Origin of the sequence: Corynebacterium sp. HMSC073H12, from assembly GCF_001837775.1 — a bacterium.
GTDB classification, from domain to species: Bacteria; Actinomycetota; Actinomycetes; order Mycobacteriales; family Mycobacteriaceae; genus Corynebacterium; species Corynebacterium amycolatum.
On record NZ_KV834027.1, the window covers coordinates 109,664 to 133,679 of the forward strand.

Sequence of the window (24,016 nt, forward strand, 5' to 3'; positions counted from 1 at the left end):
ATGACACACCCCCGCACTGCCCACAGATTTACCACAGATACGGGGGTGGATAGCGGCCTAACGACGCAGGTCAGGGGCTAAAAATACATCACACATTAAAGTACTTCGCTTCCGGGTGGTAGAGCACGAACGCATCGGTGGACTGCTCTGGGTGCAGCTGGAGCTCCTCAGAGAGTTCCACGCCGATGCGCTCCGGCTGCAGCAGGTCAATCATGCCCTGACGGAAGGTCAGATCCGGGCAGGAACCATAGCCGAAGGAGTAACGAGCGCCACGGTACTTCAGGTCAAAGAAGTCCTGGGTATCGTCGGAGTCTTCCGCGCCAACACTTGTGCCGTCGGAGAACGCGAGCTCGGAGCGAATGCGCTGGTGCCAGTACTCGGCCAGCGCCTCGGTGAGCTGCACACCGATACCGTGAACCTCCAGATAGTCGCGGTATTCGTTCTTGGCGTAAATATCGTTGGCGAAGTCAGCGATGGGCTGTCCCATGGTCACCAGCTGGAACGGCATGACGTCGGTCTGCCCTGCGGCGATGGCATCTTCGCGCGAGCGAATGAAGTCAGCAATGCACAGGAAGCGACCGCGCTGCTGGCGCGGGAAGGTCCAGGACACCACTGGCTCGGCCGTGGGGTCGGGCTGCTCCCCTTCCGCAGGCAGCGGCAGTACGTGGACGGTATCGCCCTCAGAAACTGCCGGGAAGTAGCCATAGACGACAGCCGCATGCTGGAGAATGTTCTCGGCGCGCAGGCGCTGCAGCCATGCGCGCAGGCGTGGACGACCATCGGATTCGACCAGTTCCTCGTGGCTCGGTCCCTCGTCGCCGCGGGTGCCGCGCAGGCCCCACTGCCCCATGAACAGAGCGCGTTCGTCGAGGGTGGTCAGGTAGTCGTCGAGGGGCAGACCCTTGACGATGCGGGTTCCCCAGAACGGCGGTGTCGCAACGGGGACATCAGCGGCGACGTCGGAACGCTCTGGCACCTCGGGGGCTTCAGCAGCAGCCTTGGCGGCGCGCTGCGCAGCGATGCGCTTGGAACGCTCACGGCGGGCGCGGCGAGCTTCCTTCTTCTCGCGGGCGGCGACGGCCTCAGGCGAATTCTCGTCTGGGCCGAGGCCCTTCTTAGCTGCCATCAGCTCATCCATGATGCGCAGTCCTTCGAAGGCATCCCTGCCGTAGTAGACATCGCCGTGGTAGAGCTCGGACAGGTCGTCTTCCACGTAGCTACGCGTCAGCGCGGCACCGCCGAGCAGCACTGGGAAGCGGGCGGCATCACCGGCGGAGTTAATCTCCAGCAGGTTGTCCTTCATCACCACAGTGGACTTCACCAGCAGGCCGGACATACCGATGGCGTCGACATCTAGTTCCTTGGCCGCGGACAAAATCGTAGCAATCGGCTGCTTAATGCCCAGGTTATGCACGGTGTAGCCGTTGTTGGAGAGAATAATCTCCACCAGGTTCTTGCCGATGTCGTGGACATCGCCCTTCACCGTGGCCAGCACAATCGAGCCCTTGGAGCCCGTGGCATCCTCGGCATCCATAAAGCCCTCGAGGTAGCTCACCGCGGCCTTCATCGTCTCGGCCGACTGCAGCACGAATGGCAGCTGCATCTGACCGGAACCGAACAGGTCACCAACGGTCTGCATACCTCGCAGCAGGTCCTCGTTGACGATCGCCAGGGGTTCCTTTTCCTTCATGCCCTCATCGAGGTCAGCTTCGATACCTGTGCGCTCGCCGTCGATGATGCGCTGCGCCACGCGGTCGAACAGCGGCATAGCGGCGAGTTTCTCAGCGCGGGCATCCTTCGCGTCAGCGGCGGAGACTCCTTCGAAGAGCTCCATGAAGACCTGCAGTGGGTCGTACTCCCCGTCGGGGTGTCCCGCTTCACGACGGCGGTCGTAGACCATATCGAGCGCGACTTCGCGCTGTTTGTCGTCGATCTTGTTCATCGGCAAGATCTTGGAACTGTGGGCAATGGCGGAGTCCAAGCCGGCCTCGATGCACTCATTGAGGAACACCGAGTTGAGCACCTGGCGAGCCGCCGGGTTCAGACCGAAGGAGATGTTGGACAGGCCGAGCGTTGTGTGCACGTTCGGGTGGCGGCGCTTAAGTTCGCGGATGGCTTCGATGGTTTCGATGCCGTCGCGGCGAGTTTCCTCCTGCCCAGTGGAAATCGGGAAAGTCAGACAGTCGACAATAATGTCCTGCTCGCGCAGTCCCCAAGTGCCGGTGATGTCGGCGATGAGGCGCTCGGCAATCTCGACCTTCTTATCCTTCGTACGCGCCTGACCGTCTTCGTCGATAGTCAAAGCGACCACGGCAGCACCGTGCTCAACAACCTGGCGCATAATACGCTGGTAGCGCGACTCAGGGCCATCGCCGTCTTCAAAGTTCACAGAGTTGACCGCACAGCGACCACCGAGGTGCTCCAGGCCAGTCTTAAGAACTTCCGGTTCCGTGGAGTCCAGCATGACCGGCAACGTCACCGAGGTGGCGATTTGAGATGCCAGGGTTGCCATGTCATCGCGACCGTCGCGCCCCACGTAGTCGACACACAGGTCAATCATGTGTGCGCCATCGGTGACCTGACCGCGGGCGGTGTTAAGGCACTTCTCCCAATCACCGGCCAGCATGGCCTCGCGGAACGCCTTGGAGCCGTTGGCGTTGGTGCGCTCACCAATCATGGTGATACCGGTTGTCTGCGTCAGCGGGGTTGCCGAGTACAGAGAAGCGACCTCATCGATTGGCTTTGCATCCGGATCCGTCGATGGGCGTGCTGCCTGAACGGCTGGGCCCTGCTCAGCGTAGGCGCCAGCGCCGGTAATAGCATCGCGAACAGCGGAAATATGCTCTGGCGTCGTACCACAGCAGCCACCGACCATCGCCAGGCCAAACTCTTCAACAAAGCCGCGCAGCGCAGTGGCCAGTTCTGGGGCGGTCAGCGGGTAGGTCGCACCGTTCTTGCCCAGCACTGGTAGACCCGCATTCGGCATCACCGATACCGGGATGGACGCGAAGTTGGACAGGTAGCGCAGGTGCTCGCTCATCTCGTCCGGACCCGTTGCACAGTTCAGACCAATCATGTCGATACCCAGCGGCTGCAGCGCTGCCAGGGCTGCACCAATCTCCGAGCCCATCAGCATGGTGCCTGTGGTCTCGACAGTCACGTGGACGACAATCGGAATCTTTTTGTCGGCCTGCCGCATTGCGGCCTTGACACCGTTGACGGCCGCCTTTACCTGCAGCAGGTCCTGACAGGTTTCAATCAAAAACGCGTCCGCGCCGCCGGAAATCATGCCGAGTCCGGCCTCCGTGTAAGCGTCGCGAAGCTGAGCGTACGGAGCGTGCCCCAAAGACGGCAGTTTCGTGCCCGGGCCCAGCGAACCGAGGACAAAGCGTCGCATGCCCTCGCGCCCCGGCCCCATTTCGTCAGCGACCTTGCGGGCGATTGCGGTGCCCTTGTGCGCTAGTTCCTGGATACGGTCTTCGATGTCGTAATCCGCGAGGTTCGGGAAGTTACAGCCGAAGGTATTGGTTTCGACCAGGTCGGCGCCGGCCTCGAAATAACGCCGGTGAATCGTCTCGATAATGTCGGGACGAGTGTCATTGAGAATCTCATTACAGCCCTCGTAGCCGAGGAAGTCCGCGTCAACGTCGAGGTCAAAAGACTGCAGCTGGGTGCCCATGGCGCCGTCGCCAATGAGTACACGGCTGTCCAGTGCGGTGAGGAACTCGGAAGAGTGGCGATCAGTCATAAGTAGACACCTTAGTCTACTTTCATAACCGCGCCGTTAATCGGGCTGGTTATTCCATCTCAAAGTAGCTTTCCGCCTTCACCGCAGGTAGATCCAAACCGGCAGCCTTCGTTGCGGAATTGATAATCGCGAGAATCGCGTCGAGCTCCTCGTCAAAAAGCGAGCCACCGTGCTCATGCTCAATCGCAGCCACGCGCTGTAGGCAGTTCTCTACCGCCTGCGTTGCGGCTTCTTCTCGCTTATCGACGGCCAGCTCCGCCGCCTGATCAATACCAGCGGCGGCCTCACGGAGAGCTTCCCCGACCTGGTCGGCTACCGCTTCGTCAAAAAGTGGCTCCCAGAACTCGCGTTCCTCGGGCTGCAGGTAGCTGCCGGTGGCAAACATGCGCAAATCGGCAACTAGCTTATCGATGTTCTCTTTCGTTACTTCGACAGCAGACAAATCTGAGTTGCTCATGCTCAAATTTTAACGCCCAGCAGCGCGTCCAGCGCGGTGGCAACGAATTCTCCGGCGCCCGCTGCGCCGATTACTGCGGCATCCTCTGCTCCGCCAGCTTCTGCCTTGTTGCCGATAGCCGAGGACCACTCCGCAGCCCAGGCATCGATAGCGTCCAGTGCAGCCGGCGTATCCAAGTCATTGGCCAGGCTTGCGCGCACATCGGCGACCAGTGCCGCTGCCGCGCTCACCGCCTTCTCATCGGTGGCAGTCTTAGTAGCTGCGCAAGCCGCACGCCAGGTCTCGAGACGTGCCTTGGCCGCCTCCAGCACCTCGTCCGACCAATCGCGATCAGAGCGGTAATGGCTGGCGAACACGCCAATACGAATCGCACTCGGATCCACGCCGGCGGCCACCAACTTGGAGACAAACACCAGGTTGCCCAGTGACTTGGACATCTTGACACCATCCAGCGCAATCATGCCAGCGTGAACATAGTGACGGGCCATACGTGCACAACCAGTAGCGGCCTCAGCGTGAGCCGCCGAGAACTCATGGTGTGGGAAAGCCAGGTCCGAGCCACCGCCCTGAATGTCGAAGGTAGTACCCAAGCGGTTGGTAGCAATCGCCGAGCACTCAATGTGCCAACCCGGCCGGCCCGCACCAAAAGGAGCCTCCCAGCTCGGCTCCCCGGGGCGCGCGGCACGCCACACCAGCGCGTCCAGCGGATTCTCCTTGCCCGGACGATCCGGGTCGCCACCGCGCTCCGCAAAGAACTCCGCCATCTGCTCTGCCGAGTAATTGGACTCGTAACCGAAGTTTTCGGTGGCATCCTTGCGGAAATACACATCCGGGTACTCGTCATCGGTGAGCTGATAGGCCGATCCATTTTCCAGCAGCTTCTCGACCATTTCCACGACCTCGCCGACGGATTCAATGGCACCGATGTAGTCGCGCGGCGGAATCACCGACAGGTTTTCCATATCCGAGCGGAACAAATCAATCTGCGAGGTGCCCAGCTCGCGCCAGTCCACCCCATCGCGCTCCGCACGCTCGAACAACGGGTCATCGACATCGGTAATGTTCTGCACGTAATGCACCGAGTGCCCATTGTCCAGCAACTGACGGTAAATCAGATCAAAGGTGAGGTAGGTTGCCGCGTGTCCCAGGTGCGTGGCGTCATAGGGCGTGATGCCACACACGTACATAGTCGCCTCTGGCCCCGCTTCCACCTGGGAGACCTTCTGATCCGCGGTGTCGTAGAGGCATAGGGGTACCGATGCTGAGCTTTCGTCGTCAAGCGAATGCGCCGTACCTACATTGCTGGCGCGGTTGAACACATCGAAGCGCGCATCGCCGAGACTGGGAACCTGTGGTTGGGGCCACGAATGCATTAAATACTCACTACCTCACTAAACAGCGTTGATCGTGCCGAAGCCGAGCAACACCATAACAATCAAACCGACCGGGATGCGGTACGCGGCGAACCAAGCGAAGGAGTGGTTCGACACAAACTTCAGCAGCCATGCGATAGACGCATAACCGACGACGAAGGCAATCAGCGTACCGATGGCCAATTGCGCACCACTAGCGGCCTGTCCCGCCGCAGGGTCAAACGCGTCTGGAAGCGAAAAAATTCCAGCAGCGAAAACAGCGGGGATAGCCAGCAAGAAGGAAAAGCGCGTTGCAACCTCTCGATCCAAGTGCAAGAACAGGCCGGCAGACACCGTACCGCCCGAGCGCGACACCCCCGGAATGAGCGCCAGACACTGCGCGAAACCCATGACGATGGCATCTCGCATGGTCAGCTCTTCATAGTTGCGCTCACGACGGCCGAACTTCTCTGCGGCGATAAAGACAAAGGAGAAAAGCACCAACACAGCGGCTGTAATCCAGAGATTGCGCAAATTGTCGCGGATGAGATCCTTCCCCAGCACGCCGATGATGGCAATCGGCAGTGTACCGACAATCACCATCCACCCCATGCGGTAGTTGAAACCGCGTGCTTCCTTATTGAACAGGCCGGCAAACCAACCAGTGAGAATCTGCCAGATGTCCTTGGCGAAGAACACCAGCACAGCCAATTCGGTGCCGAGCTGTACTACAGCGGTGAAGGATGCGCCGGCGTCCTGGCCCCACAGCAGCTCAGAGACAATCCGCAAGTGCCCCGAGGAACTCACCGGGAGAAATTCCGTCAGACCTTGCACTACGGACAGGATGATCGTCTGCGCCCAGGTCATACCGGTGCCGGCGGTATCGACAGCAGTATCCGCTGAGGCGCTTAGTGTCGTCATGATAGTCACGGGTGTATAGGCTACTCGTCCGATTTATGTTGTGGCTATAGCGACGTTTCGGCGCGGCCGTAGCGAGACCTCTCCCGTGGCAGTTTTCCCGCGACCGCACACAGGTGTCCTAAAGTAAAAATCGTGCAACAACGAATTCTGGGCAACAGCGGTTTACGCGTCTCCGCCTTGGGGCTGGGTACGGCCACCTGGGGTGCGGGTACCAGGCAAGACGAGGCCGGACGCATCCTGACGGACTTCCTCGACGCCGGAGGCAACCTTGTCGATGCTTCCCCACTCCACGGCGGCGACACTGTTGCCGACATGCTGGGTGCAGTCATCGCAAAGCGCGGCGTTGCCGACGAATTGGTGCTTTCGGTCGCATCTGGCATACACCCCGAGCGGCCCGTCGGCAGGCGCGTGGACTGCTCGCGTAAGACACTGCAAAAAGACCTCGACGATACGCTCGGACGTCTCGGCGTCGAACACATTGATCTGTGGTCGCCCGGCTACTGGGATGGGCTGACCCCACCGGAAGAGGTCGCCGACACCCTGGAATGGGCTGTACGCACGGGGAAAGTACGTTACGCCGGACTGCGTGGATACAGCGGATGGCAAGCAGCGGTGACGCATGCCGCCGCGAATCGAATCGCTCCGGTGTTCGCACAGCATGAGTACTCGCTGCTCCAGCGAAGCCCTGAGGCTGAGCTGCTGCCCGCCTGTGAGCATTTGGGTCTCGGCTTTATCGGTGGCGCCCCACTGGCCCAAGGTGTGTTGACCGCCAAATACCAGCACATCATTCCGGAGGACTCCCGCGCTGCTTCCGAACACGCCGACGCAGAGGTACAGGACTACCTCGACACACGCGGCGTCACGGTCGCAGGTGCGCTGACCACCGCAGCCAAGGGGCTCGGCGTCAGTGCTGCCGTCGCAGCGATTTCCTGGGCGCGCGATCGGCCGGGCGTCACCTCGATCCTCGTTGGCGCTCGAGACCGCGCTCAGCTACGCGAAAACCTCACCGCCGAACAACTCACGCTGCCACCACAGATTTGCAACGCGCTTGACGACGTCACGCTGTAATCAGTAACCGCATTCTTATAAAGGCTTATAAAGCGCAACGAATGCGAGAACTTCCCACGGCTGGAGGCGTCCACAAAGTAATCCGGCCGGGGTGGTAGTTTCTATAGCGTGAGTGAAAACAGTCGTCGACGTGTCATAACCTCCCTTCTAGCGGGGCTTTCCGCTAGCGCAGTGGTCCTGGCAGGGTGCTCCTCCGATGTGGAAGGAGACATCGATGCCGGAATGGGCAACGCCACGCCAGTACCGGCCGCTTCACCCGCTGCTCCCGATACTGCTATCGGGAAAGCCAAGAAGATTGATGAGGGCATCACTGATGCCGTGCTGGTCGGCGATCGAGTTGTCCTGAAGGCCGGGGACAAGATGTTTGCCGGTCCGCTGAATAACCCAATCGAGCGTTCGATGAAGCTGGACGCGAAGTGTGGCGAACTCGCGCCGGGCGGCCCTAATGCTCTGCTGCCGTGTGAAGATGGCATCCATGTCATCACTGACCAGGCTACGGAAGCGGCCGTTGTCGGCCGTGGCACTAACTACTCCGCCGCAGTTGGTCTGGAAGGCGGCCGCATCATCGGTGCCCATGCGGATAGCAATGTGGTCGATGTGTTCGGCGCTGACGGCGAGTTGGCCAGTGACTTCAAGGCTGCCAATAACGGTTCGCAGCTCGTTGTGATTCCCAAAGCGGACAGTGACGCGGACGTCAAGCTGTTAGAGGTCAACCGCCCGGAGACTTCGGTGCATGAGCTTAAGCTCGATGAGTCCCGCGCTGGCTCTGCGCTGCGTGCGGGTATCGGCGTCGGCAAGGTGGCATCTGGTGACCATGTCATCGCTGCCGCAGACACCAAGGGCAACCAGCTGCTTATTTACACTGCCACCGACATTATTCGCCTCCACCAGGCAGCTCCGGCTCCGGAGGCTCCGTGGGCGGTAGCAGTCGATGAATCGCGCGGAATTGTCTGGGTCACTTCGACGAAGGTGAACAAGCTGACTGGCTACGACGTCAGCTCGGGTACCCCAGTCAAGGTCGCGGACATCAACACGGTTGCAGACCCACAGTCGATTGTTGCCACCGAGGATGGCCAGATTGGCGTCTTCTCGGCTACCGGTGACGGGGCTCAGATTTTTGACTCCGCGGACGTCGATAAGGCAGTTGCTGATTTCAAGCAGGATGCAGAGAAAATCCGTGAGGAGATGTCGGTTCGGGAGCCAGCCGATAAACTACCGACCGGTGCAGGTGACACCAAGGGAGCAGACAACTCCGAGGGAGAGACTAAGTAGATGCCTTCGAAACTTCGCGCCAAGTCCTATCAACTCGCGCTAAAAGCAATGTTCCAGGTTCCGCCGGAGCAAATTCACGAGGTCATTTCGAAGAGTCTGAAGGGGCTGCAGAAGTCGGAGAGTCTTCAGCGGGCGGTGAGCAAGCTACTCGTTGTTGACGATGCTGTGCTGCGTCAAACCGTGTTCGGTGTGGACTTCCCGCGTCCGTTGGGGCTCGCCGCGGGCTTCGACAAGGCTGCTATTGCCCCGGATTGCTGGGGCCCAATTGGTTTTGGCTACGCGGAACTGGGAACCGTGACTGCCAAGCCGCAGCCGGGCAATGATCGTCCGCGTCTGTTCCGCCTGAAGGAAGACCGCGCCATCTTGAACCGTATGGGTTTCAACAACCCCGGTGCCGCCGCTGTAGCGGAGAACCTGCGGGCGCGTCGCAGCGATGACGTCATCGGTATCAACATTGGCAAGACCAAGGTAACTCCGCTCGAAGAGGCCGTCGATGACTATCGAGAATCGGCCAGCCAGCTCGGAGGCTTGGCGGACTATGTGGTTGTCAATGTCTCCTCACCGAACACGCCGGGTCTGCGCGACCTCCAGGCGGTGGAGTCCCTGCGGCCGATTCTGGCAGCGGTGACTGAGGAGACAGACTCGCCGGTGCTGGTCAAGATCGCTCCAGATCTCTCCGACGAGGATGTCATTGCAGTTGCTGACCTGGCTGTTGATCTGGGGCTGGCGGGCATTGTGGCAACCAACACCACCATTTCTCGCGAGGGCCTGCGTACGCCCGCGGATGAAGTCGCGGAGATGGGTGCCGGTGGAGTCTCGGGTGCACCTGTGGCAGCTCGGTCACTAGAGGTACTGAAGCTGCTGCACGAGCGCGTCGGAGGCAAACTTGTTCTCATCAGCGTCGGCGGCATCGAGACTGCTGAGCAGGCATGGGAGCGGATTGCCAACGGCGCTTCCCTGCTGCAGGGCTACACACCGTTGATCTATGGCGGTCCAGACTGGATTCGTGACATTCACCAAGGGTTGGCTCGCCAGATTCGAGCTCAGGGCTTCTACTCCATTTCGGAGGCTGTCGGCTGTGGTCTGCCGTGGCGTGGTTAACTGCTGAGAACCGTTGAGGCTTTTTCATCCAATAAACACGTGACCCCGGGTCCTGCTGCCATGAAGGCGCTGGTCCCGGGGTTTTCTGTATGAGTATCGTGCCCGGTCGGTCGAGTTGCCCGTGTGGGCGTCGTATCCCTACTCCCCGACGTTCTCCCACCACGGCGTGATGATGGCACGCGCAATCGAGTGGAAATACAGGTTGAAGCCAAGCACTGTCGGCGTCGCATCTTCCGGAACATCAAGCTTTTCGACGTCGACCGCGTGCACCGCATACATGTAACGGTGTGGGGCATGCTGCGCCGGTGGGTTAGCTCCGTAGTGACCACGCATGCCCGAGTCGCCGACAAGCTGAATAGCACCGTCTGGCAGCTTAGAGCCGTCTTCGGAGCCAGCTCCCTGTGGTAGCCCCTTTTCGGTCGCTGGAATGTTGAACACAGCCCAGTGCCAGAATCCCGAAGCAGTCGGGGCGTCCGGATCGAAGCAGGTCACGGCAATGGACTTAGTGCCCTCCGGCAGATTGGCCCAATCCAGCTGCGGGGACACATTCGACGGAGCGCGGAATTCATCCGCAATCTTCTCGCCGTCCTTGATATCTGGCGAGGACAGCTCGAAGGTTGGCAAATCCTTCAGCGGTGCGTACGGATCCGGGCCCGGGAAAACCGGAGCATTTACAGTGTTATTTGTAGCGTCGTTTGTGGTGTCGTTGGAATTCGTAGTCATAACTACCAGTGTGCCTACTTTATGAGCGCGCTGCAGGGACTTCGCCAGACTACCTATCCTCAGTGCAAATCCAAGGCGGATGCGGGGCTAACAACGGAGATGTAATTACACCCAGGTTTGGCACCTTAATGCCCCGATGACCTGCCAATTTGTGTTTCATTATGTAGTCGGGATACAGTATCACAGGTCAGCACGGAAGTGCTTCCTACCCGGTCCGGGTGGCGGAATGGCAGACGCGCTAGCTTGAGGTGCTAGTGCCCTATTAACGGGCGTGGGGGTTCAAGTCCCCCTCCGGACACAAGATAAATCCCGAGAAACTGCAGTAAATGCAGCTCTCGGGATCTTTGCGTTTTCTGGCGGACCTCTATGGTACTGCCCTATTGCAGCGCCGAGGTCAAGCGGAAAACAGAGTCCAGGTACCGCTGGCGAAGGGGGCGGTCATTCCATTCCTCCTGGGTGAGCAGGAGGGATTCGTCGCGGTACTCGTCGGCAAGCGTGATTAGTTTGTCCACGATGGAACCGGCGGCGGAAAGAAGCGTGATCTCGTAATTGAGGCCGAACGAGCGCATATCTAGATTGGACGAGCCGAACATGGCCATGCGGTCGTCGATAACCATGAACTTGGAGTGCAGGACGGCAGGCGCCGGATAGCGGTAAATCTTCACGCCAGCGGTTAGCAGTGCCTGGTAGTAGGACTGCTGCGCGTGGCCGACCATGAACTGATCGGACTCTTCGTTAACGTAGAGCTGAACGTCGATGCCTCCATATGCGGCGGAGGTCAGCGCCATGAGCATGGACTCGTCCGGGACAAAGTACGGGCTGACGGCGATAATCCGCTCGTGCGCCTGGTAGATCATGTTATTGAACACGCGCAGGTTCGGCTCCGTGCTGAAGCCCGGACCCGACGGCAGCACCTGGACCACGTTGTAGTTGTCGTTGACCTCAGTGGTGTGGAGTGAATAGTTCCTGGTGGCATCTGGGGTCTTGTACAGCTCGCTGGTCCAATCAACCGCAAAAATTGCGTCGAAGGCCAGCGCAATATCGCCCTCGAGCTCAATCCAGGTGTCCACCCAGCGGCGGCCGATCTTATGGTTCTTTTTCTTCTGGTATTCGGGCTCAATCAAATTCTGCGAGCCCATGAATACAATGTCGCCATCAATCACTACGAGCTTGCGGTGATTACGCAGATCCAGGCGGCGCCAGGTGAGCTTCAGTAAGCTCACGGGCAGCATTGGGTGCCAGGAGATTTTGGACTGGTTCAGGCGTTTTTTCAGCTTGTAGTAGCCGGGGTATTTCCACGAACCAATTGGATCGACCAGTACCTTGACCTCTAGTCCCCTGTCGTGCGCGCGCTCGAGAGCCTGTATGAAAGGCTCCGTGCTGGAATCCAGTGCAAAGATGTAGGACTGCACGTGGATAGATTTCTGAGCCGCATCGATGGTCTCAATCATGCGGTCAATGGAGGCATCGAATTCGGTGAAAAGTCCTTTTTCCGCGCTGGCAATTGCCGGCATTCCCGTGAGCTGACGCGAGAGCTTGAATACGTTGACAACGTCATCTTCTATCTTGGCATCTTCCGGTACGTCGGGCAGATGCTCGGTACGTTCCGCAATGAGCTCCTGTGCCAGTGCCTGTACCTTGTGCCTGCGGCCCGTGATCTGCTGCGAACCCAGGAAGAGGAACAGAGGTAGGCCGATAAATGGGATCAGCAGAATCACTAGCAGCCACGCCGTCGATGCCGATGGGCTTCGGTTTTCCGGCACCCATCCAATCGCGATGAACTTAATCGTGTAGTCGAGCGCGAAAAATAGTACTTGCCACCACGTTAAGTCCTCCACCAGCCATGGGAAGGCGCTCATCAACCAATCCATGCAGATGATATTACTGAAGCAATTTTCAGTATTTTTGGTCGCTGCCCATTAGGAGTGCTCTCCCCTCTTTTGCGACAGCTTATTGTGACATCTGAAATTGAATACTGGTATCAATACGTAGTAATGTTCACCTCATTGAACATAGTAAGTGTTTGGCATGTCGACTTCGAAAGGACTTACCCCTCCAAATGACTGAGAAGGCTCCTACGAGCACCGAGCTCGACGTTGCCACTAACGTACTGAAGTTGATGGCGGACAAGACGCGGCTCTCCATCCTGTCACTCCTTCGTGACGGGGAGATGACCGTCACCGCCATCGCTAGTGCGCTCGATCGCCCCATCCCTGCGATTTCTCAGCACCTGGCGAAGTTGCGCATGGCCAATATGGTGCAGGCCCGCAAGGAGGGCACGTCTAGCTTCTATTCGCAGCCCGACGAGCACCTCACCAACCTGGTGGTCAACGCTCTCCACTTCGCCGAACACACGCTCTACAGCGATCCGCCCCATCATCGCGGTCAGTAGGCACACACGGATACGCTCGCTTTACGACGAAAACCCCGCGACCCAACCGGACAGACTCCGATAGGTGATCGCAGGGTTGCTTGTCTTTGGCGCTGCTAGTTTCCCACCCGCGCGGCTAGGAATTGGTCTCGCTGGTGGGAGCTACGTTGTTCAGTATCTAATCGTCGAGCCCGGCGTTCGGTGCCCTTCCTTTGTCGAAAGCCTCCATGATGCGCTGGGCAGCGAGCGTCGGTGTGAGCTGCCCCGAGCGGAGTTGTTTTTCCACCAGGGAGCTCTCTATCTGCACAGCCTCGTTGGTGTTGAGTCGCTGCAAGAGCGTTTCGTGCACCATGGACCACATCCACTTAATCTGCTGGTTAGCGCGGTTTTCATCGAAGAGATGATTCTCGTGCATAGCCTCGACATGGTCTTCGATGGCTTGCCAGAACTTGTCGATGCCGTCGTCTTCCAATGCCGACATAGTCAGCACCGGTGGAGTCCAGACTTGATCTGAGGAACGCACCATCTTCATGGCCGTCATCAGATCACGCGCAGCGCGCTTTGCCGGGCGCAAGTTCTTACCATCCGCCTTGTTGATAGAAATCACGTCGGCCATCTCCAGCACACCCTTCTTGATGCCCTGGAGCTGGTCACCAGCGCCGGCGAGTGCCAGAAATGCAAACGTATCCACCATCTGTGCCACCGCGACCTCGGACTGGCCGACGCCGACAGTCTCGACGATGACAATGTCGTAGCCTGCGGCCTCCAGCACCACCATGGCTTCACGGGTTGCCTTGGCGACACCACCGAGCGTGCCCGCAGAAGGCGACGGACGGATGAAGGCTTCATCCGCGGCCGAGAGCCGGGACATACGGGTCTTGTCGCCCAGAATCGAACCACCGGACTTCGTCGACGACGGGTCGATGGCCAGCACTGCAACGCGGTGGCCCTCCTCAATCAGCTTCAGCCCGAGGGTTTCAATCGTGGTTGATTTACCGACGCCGGGGACACCGGTAAGGCCGACACGCATAGCCTTTCCGGAAAATGGCAGCAACTTCACCAGTAGTTCCTGAGCCAGCACCTTATGTGCCGGAGCAGTCGACTCCAACAGCGTGATCGCCCGAGCCAACTTAGTGCGGTTCCCAGCTCGCACGCCCTCAAAGAGGTCGTCGACATCTATCCGTCGTCGCGCACGACGGACTACTTCGGGAGCTACAGCGGTCTTTCCCTCAACAACCGTGCCAGCGGTAGTGACGAGGGTGCCCAGGTTTTCTTCAAGATACTCGTTCATCGCTACTTCTCAATTCCGACAACGCGCTGAGCTGAACACTCAGCCCAGCGCGTATGCGGTAGTTAATTAGGACTCTTCGTCAACCGCAAGGTCGAGGCCCAGCTCGGCAGAGAGCTTGGTCATCATGTCGATTGCCGAATCAGCGATGACGGTGCCCGGCGGGTAAATAGCCGCGGCGCCGGCATCGTAGAGTTCCTGGAAGTCGCCCGGTGGGATAACACCACCGACGACAATCATGATGTCCTCTCGGCCCAGCTTTGCCAGCTCATCGCGAAGAGCAGGCACGAGCGTCAGGTGTCCGGCGGCTAGCGAAGAAACACCGACGACATGGACATCCGAGTCGACTGCCGATTTGGCGGCCTCCTCCGGAGTTTGGAACAGCGGTCCCACGTCAACGTCCATGCCGAGGTCCGCGTAGGCGGACGCGATGACCTTCTGGCCGCGGTCGTGACCATCCTGGCCCATCTTGGCCAGGAAGATACGCGGACGGCGACCTTCCTGCTCTTCGAACTTATCGGCCATGGCGATGGCCTTGGAGACGTTAGACACGGCACCCTCCTTGCCAACTTCGTCCTTGTAGACGCCGGAGAGGGTACGAATCTCGGCCTGGTGGCGGCCAAAGACCTCTTCCATTGCGTCGGAGATTTCACCGATGGAGGCCATGGCGCGAGCACAGTCGACAGCGAGCTTCAAAAGGTTCTTGTCAAGGTCCCCCGGTTCACCCGGGTTACGGCAAGCGTCGGTCAGAGCGGCCAGTGCCTTCTGAACCTCTTCCTCGTCGCGCTCGGCGCGCAGGCGAGCCAGCTTGTCAATCTGCTCCTGGCGCACGCGGGAATTCTCAACCTTGAGAACCTCGATGGCTTCGTCCTCTTCGACCTGGTACTTATTCACGCCAATGAGAGCCTGGCGCCCCGAGTCAATACGAGCCTGCGTACGAGCTGCGGCCTCTTCAATGCGCAGCTTCGGAATGCCTTCGATGGTGGCCTGTGCCATACCGCCAGCCTCTTCGACCTCGTCGATGTGCTGGCGTGCACGCTTGACCAGCTCGTTGGTCAACCACTCGATGTAGTAGGAACCAGCCCACGGATCAACCGGACGCGTGGTGTTGGACTCCTGCTGGAGCAGCAGCTGAGTGTTACGAGCAATACGGGCCGAGAAGTCAGTCGGCAGTGCCAAGGCCTCGTCCAGGGCGTTGGTGTGCAGCGACTGGGTGTGGCCCTGCGTTGCGGCCATAGCCTCAACAGCAGTACGAGCGACATTGTTGTAGACATCCTGGGCGGTAAGCGACCAACCGGACGTCTGCGAGTGGGTACGCAGGGACTGCGACTTCGGGTTCTTCGGACCAAACTTGCCAACCAGCTCAGACCAGAGGATACGGCCTGCACGCAGCTTGGCAATCTCGGTGAAGGTGTTCATCGAGATGCCCCAGAAGAAGGACAGACGCGGAGCGAACTTATCAACTTCCAGGCCAGCGTCAATACCGGCCCGCAGGTACTCGATGCCGTCGGCAAGTGTGTAAGCGAGCTCCAGGTCGGCCGTCGCACCGGCTTCCTGAATGTGGTAGCCGGAAATCGAAATGGAGTTGAACTTCGGCATCTTTGCCGAGGTGTACTCGAAGATCGAGGAGATAATTCGCATCGAGGGCTTCGGCGGGTAGATGTACGTGTTACGAACCATGAACTCCTTGAGAATGTCGTTCTGGATCGTACCGCGCAGTTGCTCAGTCGAAACGCCCTGCTCTTCAGCAGTGACAATGTAGAAGGCCAGAATCGGTAGCACAGCGCCGTTCATGGTCATAGACACGGAGACGCCGCCCAGGTCGATGCCCTGGAAGAGCTCACGCATGTCGTAAATCGAGTCAATTGCCACGCCGGCCATACCGACGTCGCCGGACACACGCGGGTTGTCTGAGTCGTAGCCGCGGTGGGTAGCCAGGTCGAAAGCGACCGAAAGACCCTTCTGGCCAGCCGCGAGATTACGGCGGTAGAAGGCGTTGGATTCAGCTGCGGTGGAGAAACCAGCGTACTGGCGAATAGTCCACGGCTGGTTGGTGTACATGGTCGGGTACGGCCCGCGCATGAATGGGGCAATACCCGGGAAAGAATCTACCGGGTGGCCCTCGGCAGCCGCGGCGTCGCGGTCAGCGCGATCGTAGACGCGCCTGACATCGATGCCTTCTGGAATGGTCCACACTTCACCAGCTTCCGCGGCAGCTGCCTTGTTGGTGGCAGCTGCTGCGTCGTCGGTGTTGCGGGAGATGTCAGCGAAATTTGGGATGGTGGTCATTACTTCCTTCACGCTCCCAGTTCGTTCAGCAGTCGGGACAGCTCCGCGACAGCATCGATGGTCATGTTCAGGTATCCGTCGGGGCGAGCGTCCTCAGCGGCATTAGCTAAGCTCTTCTCGGAGCCGGCCACCAGGACCTCCTTAGCGCCTGCGGCGCGGGCGGCCTTGACAGCGTCCTGGCCCGAGGCTTCGTACTCGCTGTCGGCTGCGCACAGCACGACAATCGGAGAGGCCTTCACTGCCTCTTCGAAACCGGCCTCGCCCGGCACAACCTGGCCGGGGTTAGCGACGGCGATACCGCCGGAAGCCAGCAGGTTGGAGGTAAAACCAGTGCGGATGTTGTGCTTGGCCAGCGGACCCAGCGGCAGCATGGCAATCAGCGGACGGTTGCCCTTTTCAGCCAGGAAGTCATCGGAGCGGTTGCGCAGCGCCTCGAAGTCGCGTGCCCAACGGCGAATCGGATCGCCCTCCGGGCGAGCCTCGGGAGCCAGTGGGGCTTCAGCCAGGTTCGGGAACTCGTTGATAGCGGTGACCTTGGTGCGGCGATGTGCGATATCGGCGCGGCGCTTTTCCCAGGTAGCGTCCAGGGCGGCGCGAATATCGGCCTCTGCGGAGGTGAAACCGCCGGCGGCCTCAGTGCCGGTGAAGATCTCCCACGCCTTGTCGGCCATTTCCTCGGTCAGGTCCTCCACGAAGTAGGAGCCACCTGCCGGGTCGGCGACGTAACCAAGGTGGGATTCTTCCAGCAGCAACAGGTTGGTGTTGCGGGCAATGCGAGCCTTGAAAGTCTTGGAGACGTTCGGCATACCGCCGACAACTGCGTAGTCAAACGGCAGAACCTCAACCGAGGAGGCACCGCCGACACCTGCAGCGAAGGAAGCGACAGTCACGCGCAGCATGTTGACCCACGGGTCACGCTGGCTGAACATAACCGGAGCGGTCACGGCGTGCATCGGGGCACGGCCAGCTTCAGGGGCGCCGATGACCTCAGCGACGCGAGCCCACAGAACGCGAGCGGCGCGGAACTTCGCAATGGTGTCGAACTGGTCGTCGGTAGCGGCGAAGCGGAAGGTAATCTGGCCGAGCGCTTCTTCAGCGTTCAAGCCCGCATCGGTCAGCGCACGCAGGTACGCGACACCAACGGCGAGACTGTAGCCGATCTCCTGGATGTTGTTTGCACCCAAGTTGGAGAAAACAACGCCGTCGACAAGCAGGGCGCGGACGTCGCCCGGCTGCTTAGCTGCCTTGGCGGCCAGCTGAATGGCTTCGTCGAGAGAAACATCGTCAATGCCGGCAAAAGCAGAGGTCAGCGGAGCTGCAGAAAGCTCGACTGCGACGTTGTCCGGATTAGTCGGGTTTGCCTGCTCGATGTAGGACGTCAGTGCTTCCGCAACCTGTGCAGTCTTCTTACCAGCATGTACGGCAATCGGAGCAAGGTCGAGGTAGACGTTGTTAAGCAGAGCTGGCACGTCAGCGGCATCGAGGGAGCCGGTGAAGTCCAGGCGGATGTCCGTGGTGCCGTTTTCCAGGGCAGTCAGCAGAGTCTCGTTGACGGCCTTTGGGTCAAGTGCATCCTCACCCGGGTACTGGCGACCGAAGGTCTCTCGAACGCCCCAACCGTTGGTGTTGTCCGAAGTGACCTTTGCGCCACGGACGAATGGGAACTGACCCGGAGCTGGGCTTTCCGCATGCTCATCCGCGCGGGTGTAGAGCGGACGGACATCGACACCGTCGTAGGTGGTCTGAATCAGTCGTTTCCAAATATCGAGCGGTACATCTGCAACATCTTGCTTGTGCACCCGCGCGAATACCTTGGCCACGCCCTGATACCAGGAATTCTGCAATTCCTCGAAGTTTGGTGGCAGCGTGGAAGGTGATTCGGGGGTCGTTCGGTCAGTCACGACAGACCTTCTCCCTTACATGTTCTAAGCAACGTCCCCATCAATCCATGGCCGAGGATATTCGGCTGCGACAATTTCCGAATTCTCCGCGACGGAAAGGGATCTAAAGGCGTTGGCTTCCTCCAATAGTCAATAAGAGCCACTAGGCAGACGCTAAGACTCACCCGAGTGTCCGTGCACTGAACTTTTCAGCTACTTGTGCAATACCCTTACGTTCGGTTTTGTGCTGACGGGCACGTCAAGTGCTCGAGCCAAGGCATAGTGGCCTTGACTCCCATCCTAGTGAAATAAAGGGCAAACGCCTTTAGCCGCTGACTCGCCCTCCTTGCAGAGCCTCCAACTCGCAGGTCACACGCTTCTCCGCAATCCCCGGTAACCTCAAATGGGTGAACGTATCCGATGTGCGAATTACCCCTACACTCAAAAAGGTTCTGCTGGTGCTAGCCGTAGGTGTGGGGGTCGTCGTCACGCTGTACGTCGATGTTCCCACCGTCGCTACCATCCGGCAGTGGTCCATCGATGCCGGTGACTGGTTCCCTCTCCTCTACTTTCTCGCATACGTTGCACTGACTCAGTTTCCAATCCCCCGCACCGTATTCACTTTGGCTTCCGGAATCCTCTTCGGACCAGTGCTCGGTTTCCTGCTCGCAATTACTGCGACCACGGTGTCTGCCCTTCTCTCCCTCTGTATTGTGCGGTTTTTGGGACGCGACTGGTTTCGCACGCACCTGACCAACCGCCGTCTCCTCAGTCTCGACCACCGGTTGGAACAACGCGGCTGGCTCACAGTGCTCAGCTTGCGCATGATTGCTGGTGTGCCGTTTTCGTTTCTTAACTACGCCTGTGGGCTGTCGTCGATACGCATCGTGCCGTATATCATCGCCACTGCCCTAGGTTCGGCGCCGAACACACTCGCCGTCGTTTTGCTTGGCGACGCGCTGTTGGTCGGCTTCGACGTGCGCTTTGCGGTGGCCACGGGAATTCTGCTCGTGCTTGGCTTGCTGGGACTTCTTGCGGACGCCAAGTTCCCTGTCGTAACCGGTTCTTCGAAACGTTAAAACACCGCTTGGCGCTCTAGAACTAGACGTGAGTTTTTCGGCGAGCTGGTGTTGGTTGCCCGTGAGTTTGCTGAGGGAATGAACGTGTCTTAGCCCAACTGTCAAGGGGTGGGGCTAGACTAGAACGTATGTACTCAGTCTTTGCCAGGTATCGCGGTCGATCTACTCGCAGGGCAGATCACGTTCGGGCTTCTGCGCAGGCACTTTCCGGCCTGGAAGGCGTAGGAACTGTTGAGGTTGCAGGTATCGAAGAGCTTCGCGCAGCTCCTGAAAATGCTGTGGGAGTCACCACGCTTGTGCTGGCGCTATTGGCCGCAGGTGACTGGGCAATAGGTATCGGTGTTTGTCCTCAGGACGACATTGAGCAAGCGCATCTGGCATCGAGCTCAGTCATCGGTAAGGGAGGCAGAGCCGGCACGGTAAAAACCCGCATTCGGACTAACAATCCGCGCGGTAAGGACTACTCGGAGGATATTGGTGCAGCATTCACATTGCTGCACCACGTTATCTCTCGCAGGTCCCCCGAAGGGCGCGAGGCAACTGGTTTGGTTCGCGCTGGTTATTCACAGGTAGAGGCCGCGGAAGAATTGGGAGTTTCTAAGCAGGCCGTCAATCAGCGCCTCGCAGCAGCTGGCTGGCAGGCGGAGCTGGCCGGGTGGAACCTGGCCGTCCACCTGCTTCAGCGAGCTGACGAGTTATAAAAACTTACTGCCCATTTTCTGGGGCGTAAGGGTCACGTGACCATCCTGAAAAATCTGGACGATCGGTGGAGTGTGCACCGCCGCCTGCATTGGTATTACCGGTACCAGGAGCCGAGGGCAGGTCACGTTTGCCGGAGGGAACTGACGGCGCAGCGGGCGCGGCCGGTGAAGCCGGTGTCGCAGGTTCAACCGCTGCCGGGCGGTTCTGGCCACCCAACTGTTCAGGCTGAGCGGGCTGAGTCGACTCAGCGCGGCGGTTCTTCTTCCTCTCAGGGGTATTACCAGCTGCTGCAGTTACCGGATCATCAACCGGGCGGTTAGCGACCTCGTTCGCCGCGGCAACCGCACGAGCCAACTCCGGGTTGGTCGACATGTCGAACCAGTTCTCATCGCGGCCCTGCTCAGCTTCTTCCTTGGTCTCTCGGCTCACGGCCGGAGGCTCATAGCGGAAGACACCGTCGGCATCCTTCTTGCCGAAAGCCCTAGCGAAGCTCTCGAGGCTGTCACCGAACTGCGACGGAATCATCCAAACAGTATTGCCGTCCTTATTTGCCAGCTCAGGTAGCTTCTCCAGGTACTGCCAGGCAAGAATCTCAGGTGTCAACTGTGAAGCCTTGACAGCGGCGTTGACTTTCTGGATAGCGCGAGCATTACCCTGTGCCTCAAGGTAGGTAGCGGCGCGAGTACCCTCAGCGCGCAGAATGGTTGCCTGACGCTCAGCTTCAGCAGCCAGAATTGCTGCGTGCTTGTTACCCTCGGCGGCCAGAATCTGTGCCTGCTTACGGCCCTCAGCAGTTTTAATATCGGCTTCGCGGGTACCTTCCGCAGTCAGAATCATGGCGCGCTTCTCGCGATCGGCCTTCATCTGCTTTTCCATCGACTGCTGAATCGACGGTGGCGGCTCAATAGCCTTCAGCTCCACACGAGCGATACGAAGACCCCACTTGGCCGTGGCCTCGTCCAGCTCGCCGCGCAGACGGCGGTTGATGTAGTCACGGGAAGTCAGTGTCTCTTCCAGGGTCAGACCACCCACGACGTCGCGAAGCGTTGCGGTAGTGATCTGTTCGACGCCGAAGATGTAGTCGTCGATACCGTAAATCGCCCGATCCGGTTCGTTGACCTGGAAGGTCACGACGGTATCGATAGCCACAGTCAGGTTGTCTTCGGTGATCACTGCCTGTGGCGGAAAGGTAACCATACGCTCACGGGTATCAACCTTTTCGCGCACTCGGTCAATAATCGGGATGATGAAGTTCAGGCCGCTATTCAGTGTCTGCGTGTATCGTCCCAGTCGCTCTACGATTGCCGCTTCACCCTGAGGGACCAGCACAATCGCTTTGAGAACCAAGGTAACAACCACGAGAATGAAAACGACGAGGATGATAAAGCCTTCCATGGAATTCCCTCGTAGCTAGAAACTGTGTGGTCAGTTATTTGATGGTCAGTAACTAAGAGTGCTCCGAGCGCCCTTTAAGTGAGTTGACTGCTCAGAGCAGCTTGTCCACTACTGCGGTATTGCCCGAAATCTCTACAATCGTGACTCTTTCCTTCGCATCGAAGGTCTGCGCAGTTAGAAGACTGCGCGCGCTCCACAACTCGCCATTGACCTTAATCAGACCCGCTGACGAGGAAACTGGCTCGATGACCTCAGCATGACGTCCCGCTAGCAGTTCCGGACGCGACTCCAGTTCGGCGGACTTATCCGGTTTTGCCATCTTCTTGCGCAACACAGGGCGAACTGTCAGCACAAGTGCGGCGGACACAACGGCGAAGATAACCACTGACAGCCAAAGCGGCGCTCCAAGCTGGCTCGCACCGGACGCTGCCAGCGCACCACCTCCGAGCATTAACAGTGCTAAATCTCCGACCGCGAGTTCACCGAGAACCAGTAGGAGGCTTGCTCCGAGCCAAAGGAGAGGAATCACGCCCTCACCCTACCTACTTTGCAGAACAAATGTGGGGCGAGTGGAGCCATTATTTCGGGGTCAGTACTGCATATGTGGCTCAGTGACGAAGTCAACCAGGCGCTCAACTGCACCAATCAAATCCGACTCCAGATCACGGTAGGTGTGTACACCTGCGTAGACGCGTCGCCAGCCCTCCTTGGGGTCGTCTCCCCAACCCAAGCGACGGCAGATTCCTGTCTTCCAGTCCTCCCCGTAAGGAACTTCCGGCCATGCCTCAATGCCTACCGACGAGGGCTTGACCGCCTGCCAGACATCGATAAATGGGTGGCCAGTGACCATCACATGCGGGCCGAGCTGCTGAGTCATGCGGCTTTCTTTACTGCCTTCCACCAAGTGGTCTGCCAGGACTCCGACGCGGCGCTTCGGACCCGGACCAAATTCGGCCAAGCGTTCCGGGAGATTGTCCAAGCCCTCCAGATACTCGACGACTACGCCCTCAACACGCAGATCGTGGCCCCATACTTTCTCGACAATTGCCGCGTCATGAATACCCTCTACCCAGATACGGCTGGGTAGAGCAACCTTAGCCTTGACGTTGTGGACCCTGCGCGAGCCCGATGCCGACAGATCCTGCGAGGGCTTCTTTGGTTGTGCCTTCGGCCGTACCAGAGTCACAGGTTTGCCATCGATGAGAAAACCGCGCTCGTGCATGGGAAACAGCCGCGACTTTCCGTGGCGGTCCTCCAGCCGAACGCACCAGCCGTCGAAAGTTTTCTCCAACCCGATAATCGCACCGACGAATCCGTCATAGGACGCCTCGACGACAACACCATTTTCTGCTGTTACCTCGCGTGCCGGCTGCGGGATACGACGGCGGTGGCCACGTGCGCCAGCAAACACGTCCTGATTGCGATACGGGTCTTGAAAGCTCATGGGTACTGAGATTAACAGCATCGGTTACGGGCCCAACGACACACTGCACTAGGATGAGCTGCACTATGCAGCGCAGTGTTCTCGACCAGGTCTGGAGTCCAACTCAGCACATCGCCCTTTGGCTGGGCGCATGGTTGTCGGGTTTGGAAAACTACGATCATCTCCTCGATGCTCTTGACTCGCTCGGCGGGCCCACGTCAGTTCCGGGGACATTCGTGCTTGCCGACGCCATGGTTCCGAATGTCATCGATTGCGACGCTGATCTCGATCGAAGCGACATGCTCCGCCTTCTTCGAGCAGTTACTGACGCGGGAGATTGGCACAGTGACCATCGTCCCCTCGTCCGCCTTATTCTCTCCGGCCCCGGTGACGCACCTGCACTGCCTGCGGGAACCGACGCCGCTGAGGCCGCACGCGCAGCAGGCTCAGCCATTGTGATTGCGGATGCGGAGCCGGGTTGGAACCATGTGCTCGTACCAGTGACATCGCCGGTGCCCGGTCTGCCGCAGTGGCACTGGTACACGCTCGAAGGACACATCCCGGAGCCGGCCTATCTCTCCCCTGGCGAGGCAGATTTGCAGCTGGCGGATGCGGCGCGAGTTGCGGCTGCCACTATTGCGGCGATGCCGCGTTCACCGCTGACGTCGTCAAGCAGTGGTACCCCGAAGGCGGATCCCCGGCTGATGGTCGGCATGCTTGATGATCACCTGGACATGGCTTTTGTTCCGGATGATGTGCCGCGCCGTGCACTGGGAGTGCTCGCCAGAGCTGATCGGGTGTCGTCGATTCTGGCGGTGGCACAGGGCAGCGAGTCGGGGCACGGCAGCGCCGCGTTTGATGCGCAGCTCATCCCGCTGTGGCGAAAGATCCGGCAGGCGCGGATGAGCGCGGTGGAATACGCGATTCAGGAGTGGACCCGCTAGAGG

General features: G+C 59.3%; 19 protein-coding genes and 1 tRNA gene. 8 read left to right on the top strand and 12 right to left on the bottom strand.

Going from position 1 to position 24,016, the window contains the following annotated elements; translation table 11 throughout:
• Positions 1-88: 88 nt before the first annotated feature.
• Genes metH through HMPREF2708_RS02640 form a run of 4 tightly spaced genes read right to left on the bottom strand, consistent with a single transcriptional unit; the run spans position 89 to position 6,478 of the window.
• The gene (gene metH / locus HMPREF2708_RS02625; RefSeq protein ID WP_070831961.1) at positions 89-3,748 is read right to left on the bottom strand and encodes a methionine synthase; all 3,660 of its coding nucleotides are present in this window, start codon (positions 3,746-3,748) and stop codon (positions 89-91) included.
• 49 nt (positions 3,749-3,797) lie between these two features.
• Positions 3,798-4,205, bottom strand: coding sequence for a hypothetical protein (locus tag HMPREF2708_RS02630; protein ID WP_070831964.1), 408 nt, complete (start codon positions 4,203-4,205; stop codon positions 3,798-3,800).
• A 2-nt stretch (positions 4,206-4,207) separates the two neighbouring features.
• Entirely contained in the window at positions 4,208-5,578 is a 1,371-nt protein-coding gene (mshC, locus tag HMPREF2708_RS02635) for a cysteine--1-D-myo-inosityl 2-amino-2-deoxy-alpha-D-glucopyranoside ligase (protein WP_070831968.1), read from the bottom strand.
• 18 nt (positions 5,579-5,596) lie between these two features.
• Positions 5,597-6,478, bottom strand: a complete 882-nt coding sequence (locus tag HMPREF2708_RS02640) for an undecaprenyl-diphosphate phosphatase (RefSeq protein ID WP_070831971.1) — start codon at positions 6,476-6,478, stop codon at positions 5,597-5,599.
• A 132-nt stretch (positions 6,479-6,610) separates the two neighbouring features.
• Here HMPREF2708_RS02640 and HMPREF2708_RS02645 point away from each other — a divergent pair, with 132 nt between their 5' ends.
• From HMPREF2708_RS02645 to HMPREF2708_RS02655, 3 genes are all read left to right on the top strand, one after another.
• Positions 6,611-7,546, top strand: a complete 936-nt coding sequence (locus HMPREF2708_RS02645; RefSeq protein WP_070432142.1) for an aldo/keto reductase — start codon at positions 6,611-6,613, stop codon at positions 7,544-7,546.
• Positions 7,547-7,654: 108 nt separating this feature from the next.
• A complete protein-coding gene (locus HMPREF2708_RS02650; protein ID WP_210400309.1) occupies positions 7,655-8,818 on the top strand; it encodes a hypothetical protein in 1,164 nt (387 codons plus the stop codon).
• Entirely contained in the window at positions 8,819-9,919 is a 1,101-nt protein-coding gene (locus tag HMPREF2708_RS02655; RefSeq protein ID WP_070831977.1) for a quinone-dependent dihydroorotate dehydrogenase, read from the top strand.
• Between the two features lie 138 nt (positions 9,920-10,057).
• On the opposite strand, the gene HMPREF2708_RS02660 is transcribed toward HMPREF2708_RS02655, so the two are convergent.
• The gene (locus HMPREF2708_RS02660) at positions 10,058-10,642 is read right to left on the bottom strand and encodes a YbhB/YbcL family Raf kinase inhibitor-like protein (protein ID WP_070831980.1); all 585 of its coding nucleotides are present in this window, start codon (positions 10,640-10,642) and stop codon (positions 10,058-10,060) included.
• 212 nt (positions 10,643-10,854) lie between these two features.
• Between HMPREF2708_RS02660 and HMPREF2708_RS02665 the strand changes: the two genes are divergently transcribed.
• Positions 10,855-10,940 (top strand) — tRNA-Leu (locus HMPREF2708_RS02665).
• Positions 10,941-11,019: 79 nt separating this feature from the next.
• Here HMPREF2708_RS02665 and cls read toward each other — a convergent pair.
• A complete protein-coding gene (gene cls / locus HMPREF2708_RS02670) occupies positions 11,020-12,513 on the bottom strand; it encodes a cardiolipin synthase (protein WP_083321846.1) in 1,494 nt (497 codons plus the stop codon).
• Positions 12,514-12,701: 188 nt separating this feature from the next.
• On the opposite strand from cls, the gene HMPREF2708_RS02675 reads away from it, so the two are divergent.
• On the top strand, positions 12,702-13,034 hold the full coding sequence (locus HMPREF2708_RS02675) for an ArsR/SmtB family transcription factor (protein WP_038625442.1): 333 nt from the start codon (positions 12,702-12,704) through the stop codon (positions 13,032-13,034).
• Positions 13,035-13,191: 157 nt separating this feature from the next.
• Here the strand turns inward: HMPREF2708_RS02675 and meaB are convergent, their stop codons facing one another.
• The 3 genes from meaB to HMPREF2708_RS02690 form a co-directional block, all read right to left on the bottom strand.
• On the bottom strand, positions 13,192-14,304 hold the full coding sequence (gene meaB, locus HMPREF2708_RS02680; RefSeq protein ID WP_070831983.1) for a methylmalonyl Co-A mutase-associated GTPase MeaB: 1,113 nt from the start codon (positions 14,302-14,304) through the stop codon (positions 13,192-13,194).
• A gap of 66 nt (positions 14,305-14,370) precedes the next feature.
• The gene (gene scpA / locus HMPREF2708_RS02685; RefSeq protein WP_070831985.1) at positions 14,371-16,590 is read right to left on the bottom strand and encodes a methylmalonyl-CoA mutase; all 2,220 of its coding nucleotides are present in this window, start codon (positions 16,588-16,590) and stop codon (positions 14,371-14,373) included.
• 8 nt (positions 16,591-16,598) lie between these two features.
• On the bottom strand, positions 16,599-18,491 hold the full coding sequence (locus HMPREF2708_RS02690; protein WP_070831989.1) for a methylmalonyl-CoA mutase family protein: 1,893 nt from the start codon (positions 18,489-18,491) through the stop codon (positions 16,599-16,601).
• Between the two features lie 386 nt (positions 18,492-18,877).
• Here HMPREF2708_RS02690 and HMPREF2708_RS02695 point away from each other — a divergent pair, with 386 nt between their 5' ends.
• Together HMPREF2708_RS02695 and HMPREF2708_RS02700 are read left to right on the top strand one after the other, a co-directional pair.
• Entirely contained in the window at positions 18,878-19,549 is a 672-nt protein-coding gene (locus tag HMPREF2708_RS02695; RefSeq protein WP_052317814.1) for a TVP38/TMEM64 family protein, read from the top strand.
• A 128-nt stretch (positions 19,550-19,677) separates the two neighbouring features.
• On the top strand, positions 19,678-20,250 hold the full coding sequence (locus HMPREF2708_RS02700) for a DNA-binding protein (protein WP_070831991.1): 573 nt from the start codon (positions 19,678-19,680) through the stop codon (positions 20,248-20,250).
• A 4-nt stretch (positions 20,251-20,254) separates the two neighbouring features.
• Here the strand turns inward: HMPREF2708_RS02700 and HMPREF2708_RS02705 are convergent, their stop codons facing one another.
• The 3 genes from HMPREF2708_RS02705 to HMPREF2708_RS02715 form a co-directional block, all read right to left on the bottom strand.
• Positions 20,255-21,646 carry an SPFH domain-containing protein gene (locus HMPREF2708_RS02705; protein WP_070831995.1) on the bottom strand — a complete coding sequence of 464 codons (1,392 nt, stop codon included), beginning with the start codon at positions 21,644-21,646 and terminating at the stop codon, positions 20,255-20,257.
• A 91-nt stretch (positions 21,647-21,737) separates the two neighbouring features.
• The gene (locus HMPREF2708_RS02710) at positions 21,738-22,175 is read right to left on the bottom strand and encodes an NfeD family protein (protein ID WP_042388696.1); all 438 of its coding nucleotides are present in this window, start codon (positions 22,173-22,175) and stop codon (positions 21,738-21,740) included.
• Between the two features lie 60 nt (positions 22,176-22,235).
• Positions 22,236-23,090, bottom strand: coding sequence for a DUF3097 domain-containing protein (locus tag HMPREF2708_RS02715; protein WP_070831998.1), 855 nt, complete (start codon positions 23,088-23,090; stop codon positions 22,236-22,238).
• Between the two features lie 65 nt (positions 23,091-23,155).
• Here HMPREF2708_RS02715 and HMPREF2708_RS02720 point away from each other — a divergent pair, with 65 nt between their 5' ends.
• Positions 23,156-24,013, top strand: a complete 858-nt coding sequence (locus HMPREF2708_RS02720; RefSeq protein WP_070832002.1) for a hypothetical protein — start codon at positions 23,156-23,158, stop codon at positions 24,011-24,013.
• Positions 24,014-24,016 lie beyond the last annotated feature (3 nt).